General features: G+C 73.3%; 18 protein-coding genes and 1 pseudogene. 4 read left to right on the forward strand and 15 right to left on the reverse strand.

Annotated elements, in window-relative coordinates:
- The first annotated feature begins 270 nt into the window (after nt 1-270).
- Nucleotides 271-3342 carry an SCO5717 family growth-regulating ATPase gene (locus ACFYZQ_RS38960; protein WP_389158784.1) on the forward strand — a complete coding sequence of 1024 codons (3072 nt, stop codon included), beginning with the start codon at nt 271-273 and terminating at the stop codon, nt 3340-3342.
- 77 nt (nt 3343-3419) lie between these two features.
- Here ACFYZQ_RS38960 and ACFYZQ_RS38965 read toward each other — a convergent pair whose 3' ends face one another.
- The 9 genes from ACFYZQ_RS38965 to rimP form a co-directional block, all read right to left on the reverse strand.
- On the reverse strand, nt 3420-4367 hold the full coding sequence (locus tag ACFYZQ_RS38965; RefSeq protein ID WP_389158787.1) for a bifunctional riboflavin kinase/FAD synthetase: 948 nt from the start codon (nt 4365-4367) through the stop codon (nt 3420-3422).
- A gap of 120 nt (nt 4368-4487) precedes the next feature.
- Nucleotides 4488-7949: a trypsin-like peptidase domain-containing protein gene (locus tag ACFYZQ_RS38970; protein ID WP_389158790.1), complete on the reverse strand. Its 3462-nt coding sequence runs from the start codon at nt 7947-7949 to the stop codon at nt 4488-4490.
- Between the two features lie 245 nt (nt 7950-8194).
- Complete coding sequence (truB, locus tag ACFYZQ_RS38975) at nt 8195-9100, reverse strand: tRNA pseudouridine(55) synthase TruB (RefSeq protein ID WP_389158793.1); 906 nt, start codon at nt 9098-9100, stop codon at nt 8195-8197.
- Nucleotides 9097-9549, reverse strand: a complete 453-nt coding sequence (rbfA, locus tag ACFYZQ_RS38980) for a 30S ribosome-binding factor RbfA (RefSeq protein WP_388805089.1) — start codon at nt 9547-9549, stop codon at nt 9097-9099. Before rbfA ends, truB begins: the two co-directional genes overlap by 4 nt.
- Before the next feature lie 40 nt (nt 9550-9589).
- Nucleotides 9590-9883, reverse strand: a complete 294-nt coding sequence (locus ACFYZQ_RS38985) for a DUF503 domain-containing protein (RefSeq protein ID WP_389158795.1) — start codon at nt 9881-9883, stop codon at nt 9590-9592.
- 284 nt (nt 9884-10167) lie between these two features.
- Nucleotides 10168-13254, reverse strand: a complete 3087-nt coding sequence (gene infB, locus ACFYZQ_RS38990; protein ID WP_389158798.1) for a translation initiation factor IF-2 — start codon at nt 13252-13254, stop codon at nt 10168-10170.
- Between the two features lie 145 nt (nt 13255-13399).
- Complete coding sequence (locus ACFYZQ_RS38995; RefSeq protein ID WP_389158801.1) at nt 13400-13696, reverse strand: YlxR family protein; 297 nt, start codon at nt 13694-13696, stop codon at nt 13400-13402.
- 102 nt (nt 13697-13798) lie between these two features.
- Complete coding sequence (gene nusA / locus ACFYZQ_RS39000) at nt 13799-14785, reverse strand: transcription termination factor NusA (RefSeq protein ID WP_389158804.1); 987 nt, start codon at nt 14783-14785, stop codon at nt 13799-13801.
- Between the two features lie 2 nt (nt 14786-14787).
- Nucleotides 14788-15285 (reverse strand): ribosome maturation factor RimP, encoded by a 498-nt coding sequence (gene rimP / locus ACFYZQ_RS39005; RefSeq protein WP_389158807.1) that lies wholly within the window; start codon nt 15283-15285, stop codon nt 14788-14790.
- 278 nt (nt 15286-15563) lie between these two features.
- Here rimP and ACFYZQ_RS39010 point away from each other — a divergent pair, with 278 nt between their 5' ends.
- Genes ACFYZQ_RS39010 through ACFYZQ_RS39020 form a run of 3 tightly spaced genes read left to right on the forward strand, consistent with a single transcriptional unit; the run spans nt 15564 to nt 17530 of the window.
- Entirely contained in the window at nt 15564-16106 is a 543-nt protein-coding gene (locus tag ACFYZQ_RS39010; protein ID WP_389158811.1) for a hypothetical protein, read from the forward strand.
- Nucleotides 16103-16600 (forward strand): ferritin-like domain-containing protein, encoded by a 498-nt coding sequence (locus ACFYZQ_RS39015; RefSeq protein ID WP_389158814.1) that lies wholly within the window; start codon nt 16103-16105, stop codon nt 16598-16600. Before ACFYZQ_RS39010 ends, ACFYZQ_RS39015 begins: the two co-directional genes overlap by 4 nt.
- A gap of 30 nt (nt 16601-16630) precedes the next feature.
- Entirely contained in the window at nt 16631-17530 is a 900-nt protein-coding gene (locus ACFYZQ_RS39020; RefSeq protein WP_389158816.1) for an aminoglycoside phosphotransferase family protein, read from the forward strand.
- 622 nt (nt 17531-18152) lie between these two features.
- Here the strand turns inward: ACFYZQ_RS39020 and ACFYZQ_RS39025 are convergent.
- The 6 genes and pseudogenes from ACFYZQ_RS39025 to ACFYZQ_RS39050 form a co-directional block, all read right to left on the reverse strand.
- Entirely contained in the window at nt 18153-19856 is a 1704-nt protein-coding gene (locus ACFYZQ_RS39025) for a proline--tRNA ligase (RefSeq protein ID WP_389158818.1), read from the reverse strand.
- Nucleotides 19857-19928: 72 nt separating this feature from the next.
- Nucleotides 19929-20459, reverse strand: coding sequence for a GNAT family N-acetyltransferase (locus ACFYZQ_RS39030; protein ID WP_389158820.1), 531 nt, complete (start codon nt 20457-20459; stop codon nt 19929-19931).
- Between the two features lie 37 nt (nt 20460-20496).
- Complete coding sequence (locus ACFYZQ_RS39035; RefSeq protein WP_389158823.1) at nt 20497-21666, reverse strand: serine hydrolase domain-containing protein; 1170 nt, start codon at nt 21664-21666, stop codon at nt 20497-20499.
- Nucleotides 21667-21777: 111 nt separating this feature from the next.
- On the reverse strand, nt 21778-22626 hold the full coding sequence (locus ACFYZQ_RS39040; RefSeq protein WP_389158826.1) for a GNAT family N-acetyltransferase: 849 nt from the start codon (nt 22624-22626) through the stop codon (nt 21778-21780).
- Nucleotides 22627-22723: 97 nt separating this feature from the next.
- Complete coding sequence (locus tag ACFYZQ_RS39045) at nt 22724-24505, reverse strand: alpha-L-fucosidase (protein WP_389158829.1); 1782 nt, start codon at nt 24503-24505, stop codon at nt 22724-22726.
- A gap of 186 nt (nt 24506-24691) precedes the next feature.
- Nucleotides 24692-24870: pseudogene (locus ACFYZQ_RS39050) on the reverse strand (4-hydroxy-3-methylbut-2-en-1-yl diphosphate synthase); the annotation flags it as partial.

Here is a 24870-nt window from a genome sequence, read left to right on the forward strand (position 1 = left end):
TTTCACGGCAAAGCAGAGGGCGGCTCGGGCATTTCCGGTGCGGTGTGACCTGGTGTGCGGGTGCTGAGGGGTGGACGGGCCTGCCCGGGTGCGGCTCGTGGTGATTAGGCTGGTACCGGGCGCGATGCCAGAACCCGTGGACCGGGCATCGACTGTCCAGGGGGAGAACCGGTGGATCCGACTACCTCTAACGACTACGGACGACTGAGAACGACACGACATGGTCGCCCCGGCACGGCATGAGGGTGCTCGACCACATCAGGAGGAACTGTGAGCAGCGATCGGGACGGGATCCGCGGGGGCTGGGCCACACCCGGCGATGACCAGCCCGACGCGGAGTCCGCCTTCGAGACGACGGGCGAGTTCACCATCGACTACGCGCCGCCGGCCTGGTACACGCAGAACGCGGCGCAGACTGGCGGGGCCGCCGGGGGGTCCGAGCAGGGCCCTGGAGCCGGTGGGCCCTCCGGGGCCGTTCCCGGTCCGGCCGGTGCGCCCGGTCCGGCCGGCGGGGCGCCCTTCACCCCGGCTCCCCCTGTTCCCCCGGCTCCCCCGGCTCCTCCAGGGCCTGTGCCCGGGGCGCCGTTCACACCACCCGCGCCACAGACCGGGGAGCCCGGTCCGGTGCCGAGGCTTCCGATGTCGAGCGGGTTCGAGCCACAGACCCCGCAGCAGCCGCAGCCGGAGACTCCGGCCCAGGGTTGGGCTCCGCCCGTGCCGCCCGCTCCGCCCGCGAACGCGCCCGCCGAGCCGGAGCCGGACAACGGTGACCTGGAGAGCGGCGCCACCATGCGGTTCTCGGCCGTCGCGTTGAAGCGTGAGATGGCCGCCATCGCGGAGCATGCCGCCTCCAAGGACGACGACTCGGCGGAGCCGGGTGCTTCGGACGAGTCGAAGGATGTGGCCGAGGCGGAGGCACCGGGTGCGGACGGGGCCGACGAGGGCGAGCCCCGCGGTGCTTCCGATGGTGCCCTGGCGTCCGCGGACGCCGATCACGCGGCCGTCGGCTCCGACGAGGGCGCCGAGGTGGTGACGGCAGAGGCGGACGCCCCTGCCGGGGCGGTAGCGCCTGCCGAGGAGGTCTCCCCTGCCCCGGCGGTCGCCCCGCAGTCCGCGGCTGCGGTGGAGGATGCCGAGGCCGCGGACACCGACGACGAGCCGGCCGGCGTCCCCGCCGGTGACGCGGAATCCACGGCCGAGGAGACCGTGAAGCCGGAGGCCGAGGCCGAACCCGCCGAGGCCCAGTCCGCTCAGGCTCCCTCCGCTCAGAACGAGGCCGAGTCCGCGGAGGCCGCCCCCACGGACGCCGCACCGCCCGCTCCGCAGGACGCCCCGCCCGCCTGGGGTCCCCCGCCGGCGCCGCAGACCGGGGTGCCGCCGCTGCCGCCGTCGTACCAGCCCGCGGCCCCCGTCCCGGCGGCCCAGTGGCCCGCGCAGCCTCAGCAGCAGCCCCAACCCCAGCAGCCGCAGCCCCAGCCCCACGCCCAGCCCCAGCCCCAGCCCCAGCCCCAGCCCCAGCCCCAGCCCCAGCCCCAGCAGCCTCCGTTCCAGCCGCAGGCGCCGCAGCCCGCGCCCGCCGCCTGGAACCAGCCCCCGGCGGCGCCGACCGCACCCCACCCGGGCCAGCCGTACACCCCTGGTGCCCCGGCGGCACCCCAGCCGCCCCATGCCCCCGTTCCGGCCCCCAACGCCCAGGATGGGTACGGCTTCCCGCCGCCCCCGGCACCGGTCGGCGCGCCGCCCGCCCAGCCGGACCAGGGCTACGGTTTCCCGCACCCCGGTCCCCCGGCCCCGCCGGCACCCCAGCCGCCGCACGCCCCCGCCCCTGCTCCCAACCCGCAGGCCGGCTACGGCTTCCCCCCGCCGCCCGCTCCCCACCCGCAGGCCGGCTACGGCTTCCCCCAGCCCCCCACCCCCAACCCGCAGGCCGGCTACGGCTTCCCTCCGCCCCCCACCCCGCAGGATCAGGGCCAGGGCCAGGGGCAGCCGCAGCCCCCGCACGCGCCCCAGCCGCAGGTGCCGCAGGCCCCGGCCGATCCCCGTGCCGGTGCCGCCTGGCCGCAGCCGATACAGCACGACCAGCGGCAGATGACCAACCCCGGTGCGGCGCCGCTCGGTTACACCGCGGCCGTGGAACTGTCCTCCGACCGGCTGCTCAACAACAAGAAGCAGAAGGCGAAGAGCGGCCGGCCCGCGGCGGCGACGTCGCGGTTCAAGCTGGGCGGGAAGAAGGAGGAGGCTGAGCGGCAGCGGAAGCTCGAGCTGATCCGGACGCCGGTGCTGTCCTGCTACCGGATCGCCGTCATCAGCCTCAAGGGCGGTGTGGGCAAGACGACCACGACGACCGCGCTGGGCTCCACCCTCGCCTCCGAGCGGCAGGACAAGATCCTCGCCATCGACGCGAACCCGGACGCCGGTACGCTCGGCCGCCGCGTGCGCCGCGAGACCGGGGCGACCATCCGGGACCTCGTCCAGGCGATCCCGTACCTCAACTCGTACATGGACATCCGGCGGTTCACGTCGCAGGCGCCGTCCGGCCTGGAGATCATCGCCAACGACGTCGACCCGGCCGTCTCCACCACGTTCAACGACGAGGACTACCGGCGCGCGATCGACGTGCTGGGCAGGCAGTACCCGGTCATCCTCACCGACTCGGGCACGGGTCTGCTGTACAGCGCGATGCGCGGGGTGCTCGACCTGGCCGACCAGCTCATCATCATCTCCACGCCGTCGGTGGACGGTGCGAGCAGCGCCAGCACGACGCTGGACTGGCTGTCCGCGCACGGGTACGCCGACCTCGTCTCGCGGTCCCTCACCGTCATCTCCGGGGTGCGCGAGACCGGCAAGATGATCAAGGTCGAGGACATCGTGGCGCACTTCGAGACGCGCTGCCGTGGCGTCGTGGTCGTCCCCTTCGACGAGCATCTCGCCGCCGGTGCCGAGGTCGACCTCGACATGATGCGGCCGAAGGTGCGGGAGGCGTACTTCAACCTCGCGGCGTTGGTCGCGGAGGACTTCATCCGGCACCAGCAGATGCACGGCCTGTGGACGAACGACGGCAACCCCCCGCCGGTGGCCGCCCCGCCGATGCCGGGCCAGCAGTACGCCCCGCCCGCACAGCAGCCGCTGTACGGCGCGGGTCAGCCCTATCCGGCGGCGCCCGGTCAGCCGTACCCGCCGGTCCAGGGCCAGCCCGGTCAGCCGTACCCGCCGGTCCAGGGCCAGCCCGGTCAGCCGTACCCGCCGCAGCCCGGCTACCCGCAGCCGGGGCAGTCCGAGGCGCAGCCTCCGCAGGGCCCGCCCCCGCAGGGCCCGCCCCCGCAGGGCCCGCCCCCGCAGTAGAGCGGCGTGAAGAAGGGCGGCCGGTGCCCCTGCGGGCACCGGCCGCCCTTTCCGTCGTACGGGCGAAGGCCGCGTCCCTACCGGTCCGCGGCGATCAGCTCCCGGCAGCGCTTCACGTCGTCGGCCATCTGCTCCAGCAGGGCCTGGAGCGACTCGAACTTCGCCTGTCCGCGCACGTACGCCAGGAAGTCGACGGCGACGTGCAGCCCGTACAGGTCGAGGCCGACGCGGTCGATCGCGTACGCCTCCACCGTGCGCTCGGTGCCGTCGAACTGCGGGTTCGTGCCGACGGAGATCGCGGCCGGCATCACCTCGCCCTGCGCGTGCAGATAGCCGGCGTACACGCCGTCGGCCGGGATGGCGGTGTGCGGGAGGGTCTCGACGTTGGCCGTGGGAAAGCCCAGCTCGCGGCCGCGCTGGGCGCCGCGGACGACCACGCCCTCCACACGGTGCGGGCGGCCCAGGATCTCGCGGGCACCGCCGACGTCGCCCTCGGCGACCAGGCGCCGGGTCAGGGTCGAGGAGAAGGGCTCGCCGCCACCCGCCTCGCCGCTCAGGTACAGGTCGACGACCTCGACCTCGAAGTCGTAGCTCTTGCCCTGTTCGACAAGGAACTCGACGTTGCCGGCCGCCTTGTGGCCGAAGCGGAAGTTCGGGCCCTCGACGACCGCCTTGGCGTGCAGCTTGTCCACCAGGACCTTGACGACGAAGTCGGCCGGGGACAGCTTCGAGAACTCGGTGGTGAAGGGAAGGATCAGCACCGCGTCCACACCCAGCTCGGCCATGACCTCGGCACGGCGGTGGTGCGGGGCGAGCAGCGGGGGGTGGCTGCCGGGGCGGACGACCTCGCTGGGGTGCGGGTCGAAGGTGACGACGACGGAGGGGATGCCCAGCTCGAGGGCGCGGTCCACAGCATGCCTGATGATCAGCTGGTGCCCGCGGTGGACTCCGTCGTAGGAGCCGATGGTGACGACGCTGCGCCCCCAGTCCTGGGGGATGTCCTCCAAGCCACGCCAGCGCTGCACTGTGACCGCTCCTCGAACCCTTGTCCGTATCCATCATTGACCGATTGCGCAGGTCTAAGGGTGCCATGCCGCGCGTTCCGGACCCGCATCGGCATGGAGGCTGTGACCGGGCGCACGTCGTCACGCCGGCAGGACGGTGGGACAGCGCTCATGGGCCGGCAGGTGGTTCAGCAGCTCCTCGCGCAGGGGCCGGGACGCCGGGGTGCCGGGTGCGGCCAGGACGGCCGCGAGAGCCGCCCGGAGCGGTGCCGGGCCGCCGTCCAGGATGCCGGTGACCAGCGGCGGCAGCACGGCGCGGGCGGCCGGGCCCTGGTCGAGGCGGCGGTCGACGTACTGCGCCACCGGTTGGGCGGTCTCCGGCCACAGCTCGACCGTCTCGCACACGAGTGCGGCGACCTGGCCGGCCAGCGGGGGCGTGGTGACGTCGGCGAGGGCGCGCAGCGCCTCCGCCGGGTCCGCCCCGGCGCGCAGCCGGGCGCGGAAGGCGTCCAGCACCGGCCGGGGGTCCGTGGCCAGGGCGGGGGCCAGGGCGCTGGGCGGGAACCGGGGGTCACCGGTGGCGAAGTGCTCGACCGCCTGCGGGAGATGGCGGGCGCGGGTGTGCGGGTCGCGCACCAGCAGGGCGAGCGCGCCGCCGTGCAGGCCGCGGTCGGCGGGGCGGGCGAGCAGGGTGACGGCCGCGCGGCGCAGCAGCTCGCGGTCGGCCTCGGTGCGCAGACGGGGTGCGGCGCACAGGCCGTACGTGATGGCCGCCGCCCGCCGTGCCGGGCGTTCGTCGTGCACCCATCGGTCCACGGCCCGGCAGACGGCGGACGTCTCGTCCTCGGCGAGCACGGCGAGCAGTTCGTCGCCACGTCGGTGCGCGCTGTCCACGAGCACCTCGGTGAGGTCGTCCGGCGCGCCGTGCCGGTAGGTGTGCAACAGGGCCTGCGCGGCCGTGGCCACGGTGGCGTGCGGGGTGGCGGGCAGGGGCCGCTCGTCGTCGAACCACCGGGTCAGGTGCGGTTGTACGGCGGTGGGGTCGGCGGCGAGGAGCCGGGCGACGGCGTCCAGGTACCGGGTGCTGGCGGGCGGCGGCGTGGCGGGGGTGTCGTCGCCCCGCCGTGGCCATGGCAGCGGGCCGGGCCCGGTGGCCGCCCCCGCGGTGTCCGGTGGGGCCTCGTCGGCCTGGAGCAGGCGGCGCAGGAGGTCGAAGCGCTCGCGGTCCGGGATCGGCAGCGTGGTCCAGAAGGCGGGGCCGAAGTCCGCGGGCACGGGGCGCTGTCGGCGCCGCCGGACGACGATGTGGTCGGCGAGCAGGCGGAGCACACCGGTGTAGGGGGTCGCGTCGGGAACCTGGGACAGCACCCGGGCGAGGAGCCGGGCGGCCCACCACGATCCGGGGTCCTCCTCGAGGGCGTGGATCAACTTCTCGAGGTGCGCGGCGAGTTCGTCGGTGCCCTGCTGGCGGGCGAGGACGAGCAGGGCCTGGACGACGGGGCCGACGCGATGGTGCGGGACGGGCAGGGGGTGGCTCTCGTGCGGAACGGGCAGGGGGTGACTCTCGTGCGGAACGGGCAGGGGGTGGCTCTCGTGCGGGACCGGCAGAGGGCGGCGCGGGGCGGGGCGGTGGTGGACCAGGGTGCGCAGGGCCTCGTCCAGGTCGAGGTGCATGCCCTGGATCCAGTCGGCGAACTCCTCGTGGGCGAACCGGTAGCCGGTCCCGGCGGGCACCAGCAGCCCCTCGGTGAGGACGGCGGACGCCCAGCCGGTGACGCCGCCCAGCCAGGACGGGGCGGGCCCCCAGGGGAACACCGCCTCGAAGGTGGCCCGGTCCAGCCCGCCCTGTCCCGGGCCGAGGCTGCGTCGGGCGGCCTCGTGGACCTGACCGGAGACCCGGGCCGCGAGACGCCGTACGGCGGTGCCGCGCAGGCCGTTGTCCGCGGCCAGGCGGACCGCGATGCGCAGGCACATCAGGTCCAGGTGGGCCGAGAACACCTCGTGCCGGTCGACGCGGGGCGCCGGGGCGTCCCGCAGGGCGGCGCGGACCTCCGACAGCAGCCGGAGGGTGAGGGGGTGACGGGCGTCGCGGTCGGTGACGGCGCCGTCGGGGAGCGCGTAGCGGGCGCGGGCGGCGCGGGCCTCGTCCGGGGTGAGGTCGGTCAGGCGCACGCAGGGCGGGAGCGGGCGGGGCGGGTCGGCGGGGGCCGGCACGGGGCGGTACAGCAGTTCGGGCGGGAAGTGTGCCCCGGCGGTCTCCCAGTACTCCTCCCGGCATGCCACCACCAGTCGTGCGCCGGCCTCGCGCAGCCACTGGGCGGTCCCCGCTGTCCACTCGGGGAGCCGGTGGGCGAGGGCGGGGGGCATCTCCTCGGGGCCGTCGAGCAGGAGCAGCAGCGGACGGCCGAGCCGTGCGGCGACGCGGGCGAGGCGTTCCGGGGTGGTGTCCTCAGGGACGGCAGGGGTGGCCGGAGCGGTCTGGTCGGCGGGGAGGGGCGGCCGGGAGGCGGCGACGATGCGGGCCGCCCGGCGCAGGGCGCGGCGCGCGGCGTCGGCCACCGAGCCGTCGGTGTCCGTCAGGTCGGCGCCGCGCAGCCACAGGGTGGGCGCCGGTTCCGGTCCGCGGTCACGGCGGGTGGCGAGGGCCGCGAGTTCCGTCGTACGGCCGCTGCCCGGGGCGCCGACGAGGCCGAGGACGGCGGCGCCGCCGCGGGCCTCGGTGAAGGCCGTCAACTGCCGCACCACCTCGGGGCGTTCGACGGGCTCGACCGGGCCGGGGCCCACGGCACCGGGCCGGCCGGTGTACCCGGCGAGCGCTCCGGGCGGGCCGTCCTGGCCGACCGAGGTGGCGGTCAGTTCCAGGATGCCCGCCAGGTTCAGGTCGGCGCCGTACGCGGGCACGGTCGCGGCGTTGCGGTCGAGGAGTTCGGCGAGCGGGCCGCCGGCAGGGCGCAGCGGTACGGCGAAACTCGCGTCGCGGTCACCGGACCGCAGCGCCGTGCCGAGGACGCCGAGCACCGCGCCGGTCGCCGCGTCGAGCACCGGCCCGCCGGCCGCGCCGCCGCCGAGCCGCAGCGCGTCCCGGCCCGCCGTGCCCATCGCCAACTCCATCGCCTCGCCGAGGAGGTCGAAGCGGCGGCCCTGGGCCGTGGTCGTGTACGTCGCCTGGGCGGTGCCGAGCACCCTTGCCGCGCGCCAGCCTCCGGCGGCGATACGCACATAGGTACCGGTGGGGATGCGGTCCCGCGCGGTCACCGGGAGCGGGTCCACGCCGAGGCCCTCGGTGCGCACCAGGGCGAGGTCCAGGGCGGGCAGCGGGGTGACGGCGTCGGCGGTCACGACGCGGGTCCGCCCGTCGGCGGTGTGCAGCACGAGGCGGGCCAGACCGTGGACGGCCTCGTCGCTGGTGACGAGGGTGCCGTGGTGGTCGGCGAGGAAGCCGGTGCCTCGGGGGCGGCCGGTCATGTCGCGGATCCGGACCAGGCGCGCGTCGAGGGCGCGGTCACGGGCCTCGCCGGGGTGGTCCGGGCGCTGCTCCCGGCAGATCGCGTCCTCGGGGGTGCGTCCGGCGCCGCCCTCGCTGCGCGGGCCCCGTCCCGCCATGGTCGAACCTCCCGCCCGTGCACCCGTGCCCTGCCCACGACGGTAGGCCCGGGATGATCAGCGGAACAGCTCGAGCGGACAAAGCGCCCCCTTCCGCTCCCCCGGTTCACTCCGAGCGCCTGCTCGGTCGGGTGAATAGGCGGGGGCGGCTGGATAACCCTAGGGATGGGGGAACCGAGGGGGGACCGTGGAGCGGCGGCCACATCCCGTGGCCGCCGCTCCACGGGCACAGCCCCGGGGCCGGGTCAGCCGAAGACGGCGAGGCTCTTGGCCTTGCCCTTGTGCTCCTCGACCAGCGCGAGGAAGCGTTCCTCGGGGGCGAAGACGGCGACGGGTCCGGCGCCCGTGTACTCGTCGGGCATCTCCAGCCGCACGCCGTTGGTGAGCAGCCGGGCGCGTCTGGTGTCGACGTCCCAGCGCGGGAACGCGGCCGCGGCCGCCTGGGCGATCGGCATCACGGTCAGCTCCGTCTGGAGCTCGTCGAGGGTGCGGGCCGCGTCCAGCTTGTACGGCCCCACGCGCGTGCGGCGCAGGGCCGTGAGGTGCCCGCCGACGCCGAGGTCGGCGCCCAGGTCACGGGCGAGGGCGCGGATGTAGGTGCCGGAGGAGCAGACCACCGACACCACGAGGTCGAGGACCGGCGTGCCGTCCTCGGCGACCGCGTCCCGTACGTCGTACACGGCGAAGGACGAGACCGTGACGGGCCGCGCGGGGATGTCGAAGTCCTCCCCCTCGCGGGCCCGCTTGTAGGACCGTACGCCGTCGATCTTGATGGCGCTGACCTTGGACGGCACCTGCATGATGTCGCCGGTCAGCTTGGCGACCCCGGCGTCGACGGCGGCACGGGTGACCTTGGACGCGTCGGCCGACGCCGTGATCTCGCCCTCGGCGTCGTCGGTGACCGTGGTCTGGCCGAGGCGGATGGTGCCGAGGTACTCCTTCTCCGTGAGGGCCAGGTGCCCGAGGAGCTTCGTCGCCCTCTCGACGCCGAGGACGAGGACGCCCGTGGCCATGGGGTCGAGGGTGCCGGCGTGGCCGACACGGCGGGTCCTGGCGATCCCGCGCATCTTGGCGACCACGTCGTGCGAGGTGAAGCCCGACGGCTTGTCGACGATGACAAGTCCGTCGGGCGTGGTGCGCTTGTCGGTCATTCCGCGGTGTCGTCCGTCTCGTCCTCGGAGCCCGGCTTGCGGTACGGGTCCGCTTCACCGGCGTACGCGGCGCCCGCGGACGCCTCGCGTACCTTCTCGTCGGACAGGCGCGCCTTGTCGAGGAGGTCCTCGATGTTCTTGGCGGTGTCCGGGAGGGCGTCCGCGACGAACGCGAGGGTCGGCGTGAACTTCACGCCGGCCGCCCGGCCGACCTCGGAGCGCAGGATGCCCTTGGCGCTCTCCAGGCCCGCGGCGGCGGCCTTCCGCTCCTCCTCGTCGCCGTACACCGTGTAGAAGACGGTCGCCTCCCGCAGGTCCCCGGTGACCCGGGTGTCCGTGATGGTGACGTGCGAGCCGAGCCGCGGGTCCTTGATCCCGCGCTGCAGCTTCTGGGCCACCACCTCTCGGATGAGGTCCGCCAGCCTTTTCGCCCGCGCGTTGTCGGCCACTGGTCCGTCTCCCGTTCTTGTCTCTCGGTCGTTCTTGGGTCTAGTCGTCGTCGCCGTGGAACCGCCGTCTGACGGACAGCAGTTCCACCTCGGGGCGGGCGGCGACCAGCCGTTCGCACCGGTCCAGTACGTCGGTGAGGTGCGCCGCGTCGCCCGAGACCACGGCGAGGCCGACGAGGGCCCGCCGGTGGAGGTCCATGTGGTCCACCTCGGCCGCGCTCACGGCGTACTTCCGCTGGAGTTCGGCGACGATCGGGCGGACGACGGAGCGCTTCTCCTTGAGCGACCGTACGTCGCCGAGGAGAAGGTCGAAGGACAGAGTCCCCACGTACATGTGTGTAACCGGTTCACCCGCCGGTACGGGGTCGATGGCCCCGGGGCCGTGTGGCCGGGGGCATCATGAACGGTACCCCGTTCCTGCCGGAGGCTTCGACGGGGTTTTGCCGCGCTGCGGGCTGCCGGGCACGCCTGAAGGCTTCGCCCCCAGACCTCCGGTCCCCCACCCACCCGTGGCGGTCGGTCGAAACCGCGACCGCCGCGGGGGAGGCGAAGCATCCGCTACTACGGCGCACCGGCCGGCGGGACCGGGGTCCCGCCGGCCGGTGCGGACCGTGGGTGTTACACCCGCGGCTTCTCGCGCATCTCGTACGTCGCGATGACGTCGTCGACCTTGATGTCGTTGAAGTTTCCGAGGTTGATACCACCCTCGTAACCTTCGCGGATCTCGGTGACGTCGTCCTTGAAGCGACGCAGGCCCTCGATGTTGAGGTTCTCCGCGACCACCTTGCCGTCGCGGATGAGGCGGGCCTTGGTGTTGCGGCGCACCTCGCCGGAGCGGATGAGGACACCGGCGATGTTGCCCAGCTTGGACGACTTGAAGACCTCGCGGATCTCCGCCGTACCGAGCTCGACCTCCTCGTACTCCGGCTTCAGCATGCCCTTCAGGGCCGCCTCGATCTCCTCGATCGCCTGGTAGATGACCGAGTAGTACCGGACGTCCACGCCTTCGCGCTCGGCCATCTGCGCCGCGCGGCCGGCCGCGCGGACGTTGAAGCCGATCACGATGGCGTCGGAGCCCATCGCCAGGTCGATGTCGGACTCCGTGACCGCACCGACGCCGCGGTGCAGGACGCGGATGTCGACCTCTTCGCCGACGTCCAGCTGGAGCAGCGAGGACTCGAGAGCCTCGACGGAACCGGAAGCGTCACCCTTGATGATCAGGTTCAGCTGCTGGACCTCGCCGGCCTTCAGCACCTTGTCCAGGTCCTCCAGCGACACGCGGCGCGTGCGCTTGGCGAACGCGGCGTTGCGCTCGCGGGCGGCGCGCTTCTCGGCGATCTGACGGGCCGTACGGTCCTCGTCGACCACCAGGAAGTTGTCGCCCGCACCCGGGACGTTGGTCAGGCCGAGGACCTGGACCGGCGTCGACGGGCCGGCCTCGGCGACGTTGTTGCCGTTGTCGTCGAGCATGGCGCGGACGCGGCCGTAGGCGTCGCCCACCACCATCGTGTCGCCGACCCGCAGGGTGCCTCGCTGGACGAGGACCGTCGCCACGGCACCGCGGCCGCGGTCGAGACGGGACTCGATCGAGATGCCCTGCGCGTCCTGGGCCGGGTTGGCCCGCAGGTCGAGCGAGGCGTCGGCGGTGAGGACGACGGCCTCGAGGAGGCTGTCGATGTGCAGACCCTGCTTGGCGGAGATGTCGACGAACATCGTGTCGCCGCCGTACTCCTCGGCCACCAGGCCGTACTCGGTCAGCTGACCGCGCACCTTGGTCGGGTCGGCACCCTCGACGTCGATCTTGTTGACCGCGACCACGATCGGCACGTCGGCCGCCTTGGCGTGGTTGAGCGCCTCGACCGTCTGCGGCATGACGCCGTCGTTGGCCGCGACGACCAGGATCGCGATGTCGGTCGACTTCGCACCACGGGCACGCATGGCGGTGAACGCCTCGTGACCCGGGGTGTCGATGAAGGTGATCTTGCGCTCTTCGTCGTTGACCTCGGTCGAGACCTGGTAGGCACCGATGTGCTGGGTGATGCCACCGGCCTCGCCCGCGATGACGTTCGTCTTGCGGATGGCGTCCAGCAGGCGGGTCTTACCGTGGTCGACGTGACCCATGACGGTCACGACCGGCGGACGGACGACCAGGTCCTCCTCGGAGCCCTCGTCCTCGCCGAACTCGATGTCGAAGGACTCGAGGAGCTCGCGGTCCTCCTCCTCGGGGCTGACGATCTGAACCGTGTAGTTCATCTCGTCGGCGAGGAGCTGCAGCGTCTCGTCGGAGACGGACTGCGTGGCCGTGACCATCTCGCCCAGGTTCATCATGACCGCGACGAGCGACGCCGGGTTGGCGTTGATCTTCTCGGCGAAGTCGGTGAGGGAGGCACCGCGCGACAGGCGAATGGTCTCGCCGTTGCCGCGAGGCAGCATCACACCGCCGACCGACGGGGCCTGCATGGCCTCGTACTCCTGACGCCTCTGCCGCTTCGACTTGCGGCCACGACGCGCGGGACCACCGGGACGGCCGAAGGCGCCCTGCGTGCCACCACGGCCACCCGGACCACCGGGACGACCGCCGAAGCCGGGACGGCCACCGCCGCCACCACCGGGGCCACCGGGACGACCGGCGAAACCGCCGCCACCGCCACCGGGACCACCCGGACGACCGGCGAAGCCGCCGCCGCCACCGCCACCGGGACGACCGGCGAAGCCGCCGCCGCCCGGACGACCGCCGCCGCCACCGGGACGACCGCCGCCACCGGGACCACGGCCACCGGGACCGCCACCACCGGGACGCGGACCCGCGGCAGGACGCTGAGGCATCATGCCGGGGTTCGGACGCGGGCCACCGGGGCCGCCACCGCCGGGACGGGGACCGCCCTGCGGACGCGGCATCGAGCCCGGGGTCGGGCGCGGACCGCCGGGAGCCTGCGGACGGGGACCGCCGCCCTGGGCGCCGGGCGCCTGGGGACGGGGGCCGCCGCCGGGGGCACCGGGACCGCCGGGGCGGGGTCCGCCCTGCGGGCGCGGGGCCTGCGGGCGGGCCATGCCGGTGGAGCCACCGGACGTGAAGGGGTTGTTACCCGGACGCGGACCGGCCGGACGGGCGCCGGGACGCGCGCCCTGACCGCCGGGACGCTCGCCCCGCTGGCCCTGGCCGGCGGGTCGCTCGCCCCGCTGGCCCTGGCCGGGACCGCCCGGACGGGCGCCACCGGGCTTGGGCGCGCCGGGACGCGCGCCGGGGCGCGGACCCTGGGCGGCCGGAGCCTGCGGGGCCGGAGCGGCCGGCGGAGCGGTGAACTCCGGGGCGGCCGGCGCCGGACGCGGCGCGGGCTTGGGGCCCGGCACCGGACGCGGGCCGGGGGCCGGCGCGGGCGCCGACGGGGCCGACGGCTGCTGGGCCGCGGGCTGGGGTGCCGACGGCTGCGGGGCCGACGGCGGCTTGGGGGCGCCCGGCTTCGGTGCAGCCGGACGAGCCGCCTGCGCCGGAGAGGGCGCGGCGGGCCTGGGGGCGGCCTTGCGCGGGGCGGGCTTGCCGTTGCCACCGCCCTGGAAGGCGTCGGTCAGCTTGCGTACTACGGGCGCTTCGATCGTCGAAGACGCCGAACGGACGAATTCACCGAGTTCCTGGAGCTTGGCCATGACGACCTTGCTCTCAACGCCGAACTCCTTGGCGAGTTCGTAGACCCGGACCTTAGCCACTTCGCTCCTTTGAGGTCCGGGTTGCGGCCGGACCGTCGCTAGTTCATGGGCGTACTCATCGCGTACTCATCGAGTGCTCATCGCAATCTCGACCTGCTTTCGACTCGCGAGGTACCAGACCGCACGGGGTTCCGTGCGGCACGTCTTACGGTGTTGCCTGCTCAGCAACTGTCGTCTGCTCGACGTACCGGCGCAACGCCTTTGTGTCGAGCGCTCCCGGGGCGCGCAGTGCCCGCGTGAACGCCCGGCGGCGTACCGCCTGGTCGAGACAGACCAGGGCGGGGTGTACGTACGCACCCCGGCCGGGCAGCGTACCGCGAGGATCGGGGACGCACGCGTCCTCGATCGCCACGATCCGCAGCAGACCCGTCTTGGCCGCCCGCTCCCGACACCCCACGCAGGTGCGTTCAGGGCATGCTCGGGCATGCGTCCGGCCAGACACAGTTAAGTCTACCTCCCCGTACCGACCTCACCCCTCTGGGTGATAGATCGAACAGTTGTCGCGCATATAACTGTCGTGATCCAAGCGCCCTGCGGCCTGGATCTATTCCCCGGGCTGCTCCGTGTCCGGCCGGATGTCGATCCGCCAGCCGGTGAGCCGGGCGGCGAGCCGCGCGTTCTGGCCCTCCTTGCCGATGGCCAGCGACAGCTGGTAGTCCGGCACGGTCACCCGGGCGGACCTGGCGGACATGTCCACGACCTCCACCTTGGACACCCGGGCGGGTGACAGGGCGTTCGCGACCATCTCCGCCGGGTCGTCCGACCAGTCGACGATGTCGATCTTCTCACCGTTGAGCTCGCCCATCACGTTGCGCACCCGGCCGCCCATGGGGCCGATGCAGGCGCCCTTGGCGTTCAGGCCCGAACGGGTGGAACGCACGGCGATCTTCGTGCGGTGACCGGCCTCACGGGCGATCGCGGCGATCTCGACGGAGCCGTCGGCGATCTCCGGCACCTCGAGCGCGAACAACTTCTTCACCAGGTTGGGGTGGGTGCGCGAAAGGGTGACGGACGGACCGCGCACGCCCTTCGCCACCCGTACGACGTAACTGCGCAGCCGCATGCCGTGCGGGTACGTCTCCCCCGGCACCTGCTCCTGCACCGGCAGGATGGCCTCCAGCTTGCCGATGTCCACGAGCACGTTCTTCGGGTCGCGGCCCTGCTGGACCACTCCGGTGACGATGTCGCCCTCACGGCCGGCGTACTCGCCGAGCGTCGCGTCGTCCTCGGCGTCGCGCAGCCGCTGCAGGATGACCTGCTTGGCGGTGGTGGCGGCGATACGGCCGAAGCCGGACGGGGTGTCGTCGAACTCGCGGGGCTCCTGGCCCTCCTCGAGGTCCTCGGGGTCCTCCTTCGCCCACACGGTCACATGCCCGGTCTCCCGGTTGAGCTCCACGCGCGCGTGTCGGCGGCTTCCCTCGGTGCGGTGGTAGGCGATGAGGAGGGCCGACTCGATCGCCTCGACCAGCAGGTCGAAGGAGATCTCCTTCTCCCGAACCAAGCCCCGCAGGGCACTCATGTCGATGTCCACGGCTACGCCTCCTCTTCCTTCTTGTCCTTGCGGTTGAACTCGACCTGCACGCGCGCCTTGGCGATGTCCGGGTAGCCGAGTCTGCGGGTGGTGGCCTTACGGCCCTTGACTCCGGGCACTTCGAGGTCGAGGCCCTCGTCGTCGACCGTCAGGATCCTGGCGACCAGTTCGCCGCCCTCGGCCAGCTGGAACTTCGCCAGCCGGCCCACCGCGCGCGCGTAGTGCCGTTGTTCCTTGAGGAGGCGCTCAGCGCCCGGGGTTCCGACCTCCAGGTCGTACGCGCCCTCGCCCATCGCGTCCGTCTCGTCGAGCTTCGCCGAGAGCGCGCGGCTCACATCGGCGATCTGGTCCAGGTCCGCCCCGGTGTCGGAGTCGACGACGACGCGCAGCACCCGCTTGCGTCCGACGGAGTCGACGGCGATCTCCTCGAGATCCAGGCCCTGGGATGTGACGAGCGGTTCCAGCAGTTCTCGCAGCCTCTCGCTCTGGGTGGTGCTCATCCGGGTGACTCCTCGGCCGCGTGTGCTGTTGTGGGATGGGTCGCGTGTCTGGTCAAAGGGTATCCGGTCGCAGGGGGTGTTGCCGTCCACGTCCGCCTCCGGCGGTGCGGCCGGTTCGCCGGGGAGGGGAGCCCGGACGGCTCTGCCCGCCGACACGCTCCGACGCCCCTCAAGTGGGTCCACGAGCCGGTGACATGGGTCGGGCCGGTTCGCGGGTACCGTGATCAGCGGCGAGCCCCCGCCCGTGTGTTCGTACGAGCCCCCCGAGGACGTCTGCCGTGCCCCTCTCCTCACCGCCGCGTGCCCTCCCGTGGTCGCGCAGAAGAACACTGCTCGCCTCGGCCGCGGGAGCGGCCCTGCTCGCGGGCTGCTCCGACGGGGGCGGGGACTCCGGCGGCACGGGCGACGCCCCCTCGGCCTCCGCACGGGCACGCGCGCGTGCGTCCCGGGACAGCCGGGCCCTGGTGGCACGGTACGACGCGGTGATCTCGGCGCATCCGGCGCTGGCCGACCGGCTGGAGCCGCTGCGGGCGGAGGCGGCGGCGCACGCGGAGGCGTTCGGCGGCGGCACGGCGGCGCCCTCGCGCTCCCCCGGCGCCTCGGCGCCGGCCCCGACGTCCGCATCGGCAACGGCAACGGCAACGGTCGTGCCGGCCGACGAGAAGGCCGCCCGCGCCGCGCTGGCCGCCGCGGAGCGGGCCCTCGCCGACCGGCGGGCGAAGGCGCTGCTGGAGGTGGACGGTGAGCTGGCCCGGCTGCTGGCCTCGGTGGCGGCGGCCGGGGCGTCGCACGCGTATCTGCTGACGGAGGACGGGAAGTGAGCGACGAGGCCGGGAGCGGCGAGCTCAAGGCCCTGCAGGCGGCCCTGGCCGCCGAGCACGCGGCCGTGTACGGGTACGGGGTCGTCGGGGGGCGAATCCGCGCGGAACGGCGCACTGAAGCACGGACGGCGTACGACGCGCACAGGGCGCGCAGGGATGCGCTGGTCCGTGAGGTGCGCGACCTGGGCGGCGCCCCGGTGGCCGCGGACGCGGCGTACGCGCTGCCGTTCCCGGTGCCGGACTCCGACGCGGCGGTGAGGCTGGCCGCCGAGTTGGAGGAACGCGTGGCCGGGGTGTACTCCGACCTGGTACGGGCGACCACGGGTGGGCGGCGCCGCGAGGCCGCCGGGGTGCTGCGGGAGACCGCCGTGCGGGCGGTGCGCTGGCGCGGGGAGAGCGTAGCCTTCCCTGGTCTCGCCGAACGGGACGGCACCGCGGCCGGTGCGTCCGCGACCGCGCCGCCGGCCTCGGCGTCGGCGACACCGACGACATGATCCGGCAGCCCGGGAAGGAACGGCTCGCGCATGGCTTTCGAACCGCCGCGGCGTCTCGTCAGAGCGCTCGGTGAGACGGCACCGGACGGTGACGGCTGGCTGGAGAGGCTGCCGGATGCCGTGCGGCAGGCCGTCGCGCTGCGCGGGTTGACCGTCGAGCGGGTGCAGGTGCCGGGCGGCCGCAGCAGCCTGGTCGTGCTGGTGCGCCGGGCGGACGGGACCCCGGCCGTACTGAAGCTGGCGCCGCCCCGGGCCCGGCCGGAGGCGGAGCGTGCGGCGCTCGCGCACTGGGACGGGCTGGGCGCGGTGCAGCTGCTGGAGGCGGACGGCGCCGAGGGCGTGCTGCTCCTGGAACGGCTGCACCCCGACGTGTCCGTGCGGTCCCTGCCCGAGGCGAAGGCGCTGCTGGAGGCGGCGGGGACACTGCGGCGGTTGTGGGTGGAACCGCCGGCGGAGTTCTCCTTCGAGACCGTGGCCGGGCGGACCGGACGGCAGGCCGAGGCCATGCGGGCCGGCGCGGAGACCGACCCCCAGGTGGCCCCGCTGGTCGAGGCGGCGCTCGCGGCCCGCGCGGAGCTGCTGGCCGCGCCGCCGGAGCACCGCCTGCTGCACGGCACGTTCCGGCAGAGCAAGGTGCTCGCCGGGGACCGCATGCCGTGGCTGGCGGTGGGCCCGGACCCACTGGTCGGCGAGTGCGCCTTCGATCTCGCGCGGCTGGTCCGGGACCGGGTGGAGGACCTGATCGCCACGCCGTCGGGGGCGGCCACCACCCGGCGGCGGGTGAAGCGGCTCGCGGAGTCGCTGGACGTGGACCAGGAGCGGCTCAAAGGCTGGACCCTGTTCCGGGCGGTGGAGTCCGGGGTGCGGGCCCGCCGGGTGGGCCGGGAGCAGGACGCGGAACTGCTGCTGGAGTTCGCGGGCTGGCTTTAGGCCCTGTCCGGCGTATCTTGCCGCAGACGCGGGGCTTGGCACGCCCTCCCCCATGAGCGGGCGGTGCCCCCACCGGCGTTGTCGTCGGTCGCCGACTCCCCCACGCTCGAACCGAGCTCGCGCGGGGGCACCCGGCCCGCGTCAGGCTGCCGGCCCGGCTGGTCGCACAGCACGAGCTGGTCGCTACGACGCCCGGCTGGAGCACCGCGCCCCCTGAGCCGCGGCCGACTGCCCGGCCCTGGCCCTGCAGCTCCGGGTACGGCAGGGACGGACTAGGCTAGTGCCTGTCCGGCGGATCAGGCCGCAGGAAACGGACGGGCCGGCGTTCCGCTCCCGCGCCCCTGGCCGGGCCGCCGCGGTGGTGGTCGCGCCGGCGTCGGCGCAGGTCACGGCGGCAACGGAGACCGAGCGCCAGGGGGGCGGACCGACCGGTGCGCGGGTCGACGATGTGGCGCCGGGCGTGCCGGCCGTGCCGCCGACGCCGGGCGCCGGTCCGGGGAGGGCCGGTCCGCCGCCGCGCAGGCCGGCCGTCAGCCCTCCCCCCAGCCCGGGGGCTCCCCCGCGACGGCGGTGTCGCCGCCGAGGCCGGCCGGCACCCCGCCGACCGCCGCGCGCGCCGCTGTCAGGCGGTCAGGCGCGCGATCGCCTCGTCCACGGTCAGCTCCTCGCGCTCGCCGCTCCTGCGGTCCTTCAGCTCCAGCACGCCCTCGGCGGAGCGGCGGCCCGCGACCAGGATCTGGGGTACGCCGATGAGTTCGGCGTCGGTGAACTTCACGCCCGGGGAGACGCCCGCACGGTCGTCGACCAGGACGCGCAGGCCCGCGGCGGCCAGCTTCCCGGAGACCTCGAGGGCGAGCTCGGTCTGCAGGGCCTTGCCCGCGGCGACCACGTGCACGTCGGCCGGGGCGACCTCCTTGGGCCACACCAGGCCCTGCTCGTCGGCGTGCTGCTCGGCGAGGGCGGCGACGGCGCGGGAGACGCCGATGCCGTAGGAGCCCATGGTGACGCGGACCGGCTTGCCGTTCTGGCCGAGGACGTCGAGCTTGAGGGCGTCGGCGTACTTGCGGCCGAGCTGGAAGATGTGACCGATCTCGATGGCGCGGTCGAGCTTCAGCCCGGTGCCGCAGTCGGGGCACGGGTCGCCCTCCTGCACCACCACGACGTCCACGTAGGCGTCGACCTCGAAGTCACGGCCGGCGACCACGTTCCTGGCGTGGGTGTGCTCCTTGTTGGCGCCCGTGATCCAGGCGGTGCCCGGCGCCACGCGGGGGTCGGCGATGTAGCGGACCTTCTCGCCCAGTCCCTGCGGGCCGACGTAGCCGCGGACCAGGTCGGGGCGGCCCGTGAAGTCCTCGGCGGTGACCAGTTCGACGGCGGCCGGGGCGAAGTGCGCCTCGACCTTGTCCATGTCGACCTCGCGGTCACCGGGCACGCCGACCGCGACGATCTCGCCGTCGACCTTGACGAGGAGGTTCTTTAGGGTGGCGGAGGCCGGGACACCGAGGGAGGCGGCGAGGGTCTCGATGGTCGGGGTGTCCGGGGTCGGGATCTCCTCGGCGGCGGGGACGCCGGTGGCGTCCTGCTCCTGGAGCCCATAGGTGATCGCCTCGGTGTTGGCGGCGAAGTCGCAGTTCGGGCAGTCCGCGAAGGTGTCCTCGCCGGCTTCGGCCGGGGCGAGGAACTCCTCGGACTTGGAGCCGCCCATCGCGCCGGCGGTGGCGGCGCAGATGCGGTAGTCGAGGCCGAGGCGCTCGAAGATCCGCTGATAGGCCTGGCGGTGCAGGGCGTAGGAGTGGGCGAGGCCCTCGTCCTCGGTGTCGAAGGAGTACGAGTCCTTCATCAGGAACTCGCGGCCGCGCAGGATGCCCGCGCGGGGCCGGGCCTCGTCGCGGAACTTGGTCTGGATCTGGTAGAGGATGACCGGCAGGTCCTTGTAGGAGGACGCCTGGTCCTTCACCAGCAGGGTGAAGATCTCCTCGTGGGTGGGGCCGAGGAGGTAGTCGCCGCCCTTGCGGTCCTTCAGGCGGAACAGCTCGGCGCCGTACTCGTCCCAGCGGCCGGTCGCCTCGTACGGCTCACGCGGCAGCAGGGCGGGGAGCAGTACCTCCTGGGCGCCGATGGCGTCCATCTCCTCGCGGACGATCCGCTCCACGTTCGCCAGGACCTTCTTGCCGAGAGGCAGCCAGGTCCAGATGCCGGCGGCGGTACGGCGGACGTAGCCGGCGCGGACCAGGAGCTTGTGGCTGAGCACCTCGGCGTCGGCCGGGTCGTCGCGCAGCGTTTTCGCCAGCAGCTGGGACATGCGCTGGACCGGTGCGTTCGCCATGGTTCTCGTACTCCTGCCGGGTGAAGGTGATGACCAGGAGGTTAGCCGGGGCGCCGCCGTGGCCGGAAATCCTTACTTCCGGCGCAGGGGCAGCGGGGCGCCCATGACGGCGTACGGCTTCGGGGCGCTGGGGAAGAGGACCTGGCGGGCGAGGTCCTGGTAGCCGAGGGTGTGGTAGAGGCCGCGGGCGGGGCTGTCGGTGTCGATGGCGGAGAGTATCGAGCGGGGTTCGGTGGCGCCGTCGGTGATCGTGGTGATCAGGGCGCGGCCGACACCGCGGTTCTGGTGGCTCGGGTGGACGTGCAGCTCGGTGATCACGAAGGAGTCGTCGAGCCAGTCGTCGTGGCCGCGGGCCCGCAGATACGGTTCCACGACGGTGGACCACCAGTGGGTGCGGTCGTTGGGCATGCCGTAGACGAATCCGACGAGCCGTCCGCCGGCGGTGGCGCCGAGTGCCCTCGCTCCCGGGTACTGCATGTGGCGCAGGACGATCTGGCGTCGCACGGCCACCTCGTCGGGGCCCAGTCCGAAGGCGACGGCCTGGACGGCCAGGGCCTCGTCCACGTGTGCCGGGAGGTCGAGTGGGCCGATCACTACGTCCATGCGGGGAGACTACAGGGGGGCGCCGCCGACGTGTGGGTCAGGAGGTGAGCACCGTGACCACCCGCTGGGTCATGTCCTCGTCCGTGGTGAGCGGCGTCGGCGTGTAGGAGAGCACGAAGCTCAGGTTCCGGTCGCGGGTGGCGAACACGCGGGTGCGGTAGCCGTAGGTCTCGCCGGTCTTCCCCCAGAACGTCACTCCGTTCACGGTGGCCTTCTGCAGCCCCATGCTGTACCGGGCGGGGCTGCCGTCCAGCATGCGCACGGTGTCGGGGGGCATGGTGAAGAGCTGCTCCGTCGCCTTCGGAGGCAGCAACTCGCCGGAGAGCAAAGCCTGTTGGAGGCGGCACAGGTCGTCGACGCTGGAGACCAGCTCGCCCTCGCCCCAGGAGCCGGACTGGTCGAAGACGGTGACGTCCCTCAGTGAGCCGTCGGTCATCCGCAGATAGCCGTGCACGTGCGGGCCGTGCAGCCGCGGGTCGTCGCCGGGTATCAGGGTGCGGTCCAGCCCCAGCGGGCGCAGGACGCGGGAGGCGATCGCCTCGCCGTAGGGGCGCCCGGTGAGCTCCTCCACCAGCAGGGCGAGCAGGACGTAGTTGATGCCCCGGTACTCCTGTGCGGTGCCCGGCCGGAACTTGAGCGGGCCGTGTGCCACGGTGTCGACCCACCGCTGTGGCGTCCACCGGTCGAACCGGTGCCGCAGCACGGCCTCCGGCGTGCTGAGGTCGGGCACGCCCTGGTGGTCGGGGAGCCCGCTGGTGTGGTTGAGCAGTTGCGCGACGGTGATCCGGGCGGAGTCCGGCGGGAGCAGCCGGGGCAGGTAGTGGCCGATCGGGGCGTCGAGCCGGAGGCGGTGCGCGGTCCACAGGTGGAGGACGACCGCCGCCACGAGCACCTTGGTGACACTGCCGGCGCGGAACCGGTCGGCCGGGCCCGGGGAGCGGCCGTCGGTCAGGTCGGCGGCTCCCGCGGCTGTGTACCAGTGGTCCGCCCCGCGGGAGACGCGTAGCTGCGCCGAGGTGGCGGGCGGGTGGGTGAGGTCGGAGACCGCGGCGTGCAGGGCCTGTGTGTCCAGCGGCGGCGGGCGGCGGTCCGCGCCGGTGGCCGCACGGGACACCGTGCCGCCGGACGCGACCAGGGCCGCGCCCGCCAGCGAGCCGCCGAGTAAGGAGCGTCGGGAGACGCGTCCGGAGATCCACTGTGAGGTCATGAGGATCATGCTGCCGACACCGTCCGGCCCGGCCATCCGGGATGCCCCTCAGGCGCCCCTGAGGCGGACCCTGACCGCTCCCGGTACGTCCCCCAAACCGCAAGGGCCGTCTCAGAACAGCACGCTCATGAAGGCGCCGACCTCCTGGAAGCCCACCCGCTCGTACGCCCGCCGCGCCGGGGTGTTGAAGTCGTTCACGTACAGGCTCACCACGGGGGCCACGTCCGCCAGCGCGTACCGCAGGACCGCCGCCATTCCGGGGGCGGCCAGTCCCCTGCCCCGGTATTCCGGGGCCACCCACACGCCCTGGATCTGGCACGCCTGGGAGGTCGCCGCGCCGATCTCCGCCTTGAAGACGACCTTGCCGTGTTCGTCGAGGCGGGCGAAGGAGCGGCCGGAGCCGACGAGTTCGGCGACGCGGGCCTGGTAGAGGAGGCCGCCGTCCCCGGCCAGCGGGGACACGCCGACCTCCTCGGTGAACATCGCGACGCACGCCGGCATGATCGCCTCCATCTCGTCCTTGCGGATCCGGCGCACGTAGGGGTCGGGGGCTATGTCGGCGGGCATGCGGTCGGTGACCATGAGGGGCTGGCGGGTGCGGACCTCCCGGGCGGGGCCCCAGTGCGGTTCCAGCAGCCGCCACAGCTCGGCGGTGGTCTGGGCGGGGCCGACGATGGAGGAGCAGCGGCGCCCGGCCCGTCGGGCGCGGTCGGCGAAGGCGCGCACGGCGCGCGGGGTGGCGCAGATCGGGACGAGGTTGGCTCCCGCGTAGCACAGGGACGTCAGCATGCCGTCCTCGTACCAGCCCCACATCTCCCCGCCGAGCCGCCAGGGGTCGAGGCCCGCGACCTGGACGCGGGAGGTCACGAAGGCGTTGGCGACCGGCTCGCGGTCGAGGACGGCGAGCGCGGCGTCCAGGTCGCTCGGTTCGAGCACCCGAGAGGTGGTCTGCGTCAACACGTGCGGGCCTCACCCTGAGGGTCTGCTGATCTCCGCACTGTACCTGCCGAAATTGTGCCGCGCCGCCCCGCGGGGGCAGCGCGGTGGGAGCCACGGGTCAGCCTTTGCTCCTGGGATGGCCGTAACCGACCTGTACCTCGTCGATGCGCAGCTGCTTGTAGTAGTTCGGCACGGTGGCCGCGGACCAGGTCGTGGGGACGTCGAGCCGGACGTAGCGGGTGCGCAGGCGGTCGCCGAGGTCCACGAAGCGGATTCCCCGGGCGCTTTCCAGCACTCCTGCCTCGATCTGCCGCCAGGTGGTTCCGTCGTCGCTCACGGAGACCGTGTAGTCCTTGATCCGCGCGGAGTCCTCCTTGCGGCCGAAGGACTCCCGGTTGTACGTCGGCGACCACTCGCGCTGGTTGATCCCCAGGAAGGCCACCTTGCGGGCCCGGCCGAGGTCAAGGGTGAACCCGGTCGGCAGGACGCCCTTGTTGTCGCTGTACGTGGTGAAGTCGCCGTCGCTGAGGGCGGGTTCGCTCGCCCTGACGGAGCGGGCCGGGTACACGCCCTCGCGGTGAGCGGCGGTGCGCACCTTGAACACGGTGTCGTACGGGTCCCAGTCGGCGATGCCCCGGATGGTGAGCGTTCCCCCGCGCTGGTCGAAGTGGAGCCGCTTGCCGGTGCGCAGGTCGGTGACGCGCTCGATCCGGTAGCCGTTGTCGCGGATGCGGACCTGGTCGCCGGTGGTCGGGCGGGTGGTGACGTGGACGTACTGGGTGGTGGCGGGGTGGGCGCGGCTGACGGTGACGTAGCCGTACGAGCCGTCGTTCCAGCTGCCCGGCTGCATGCCGCCGTACAGGAAGCCGCCCGCGTCGACGCCGTGCAGGGACTCCCAGACGGGTGGGAGGTAGTCCTTCAGCAGGTCGATGAACTTCTCCTGCTGCGGCGGGAAGCGGCCGTCGACCATGGCGGTGAAGTCCATGAGGGAACGGATGGAGTTGCCCGCGTTGGCGATGTACCGGTCCACGTTCAGCCCCGTCGACACCGGGCGGTCCTGGCCGTCGTACCACCAGCTGCCCGTGTCGGGCACCTTGTAGCAGGATTCGGTCAGGCGTGGCATGGGCGTCCAGATCGCCGACGGCTGGTCGTACGGCGGGGTCATGCCGACCTTCTGCTCATGGGACACCATGTCCATGATCGGAGTGTCCTCGTTGTTGTTGCTCAGCGTCATGTCCGGACGCAGTTGCCGGATCTGCTCGTAGAGCTGGTGCTGTTCCCAGTACTCGTTGTCGTTGTCGATCCAGAAGCCCGACAGCTTCGGGTAGTTGTGCATGACCTCGAAGAAGTTGTCGTAGCTGAACTCGCCGAAGCCCTGACGGGTGGTGAGGTCGACGTCGTGGCCCTTGTAGGCGGAGTAGGCGGCCGAGTCGAGGGTCTCGACGCCCTGTTCGTCGTGCCACTTGGGGTCGTCGGTCATGTAGAGGATGACCTTCAGGCCCTTCTTCGCCGCGGCGTCGACGAGTTCGCCGAGGATGTCGCGCTTGGTGGAGCAGGAGCCGGGGATGGCCGACGGCCAGGGGCGGGCGTAGCCGAGGCGGGAGTGGAAGGTGGCGAGCACGATGTAACTCGCGCGGATCTTGCGGGCCTCCTCGACCCAGTAGTCGGGGTTCCAGCCGCCGTCGGTGACGGCCTGTTCCCAGGAGGCGCAGTCGTAGTGCTTGGGCGCGGTGAACATGCCCCAGTGCAGGAAGAGACCGGCGGTGGCGTTGCGGAGCGCGGTCTGGCGGGGCGGGTAAGGGGGCGCCTGTGCTGTGTGGGCCGCCTGGGCCGAGGGGGCGGCGGCGAGCAGCAGGGCGAGGAGGGCGGTCCACAGGGCCAGCAGTCTGCGGCGTCTCATACGGTCACCTTGTCGTCCGATGTATAGCCGGTGCGGGTATTTCGCGTGGGACATGAGCGCAGGTGCGCCCCATAACGTCCCTCCACACATCGGAGCTGTCAAGGGAGCCGGAGACAACACTTACGCCCCGCCACCAAGGAGGTGACGGGGCGTGAGGGTGACGGGGTGTGAGAGCGGCCGGAGGGGTCAGCCGGCGACGGAGACCTCGGGCTCGCCGGAGGCCACGCCGTCCGCCTCCATCTTCTCGGCGAGCTTCATGGCCTCCTCGATGAGGGTCTCCACGATCTTCGACTCCGGGACGGTCTTGATGACCTCGCCCTTGACGAAGATCTGCCCCTTGCCGTTGCCGGAGGCCACACCGAGAT

This window comes from Streptomyces sp. NPDC001843, from assembly GCF_042891955.1.
Classification (GTDB): domain Bacteria; phylum Actinomycetota; class Actinomycetes; order Streptomycetales; family Streptomycetaceae; genus Streptomyces.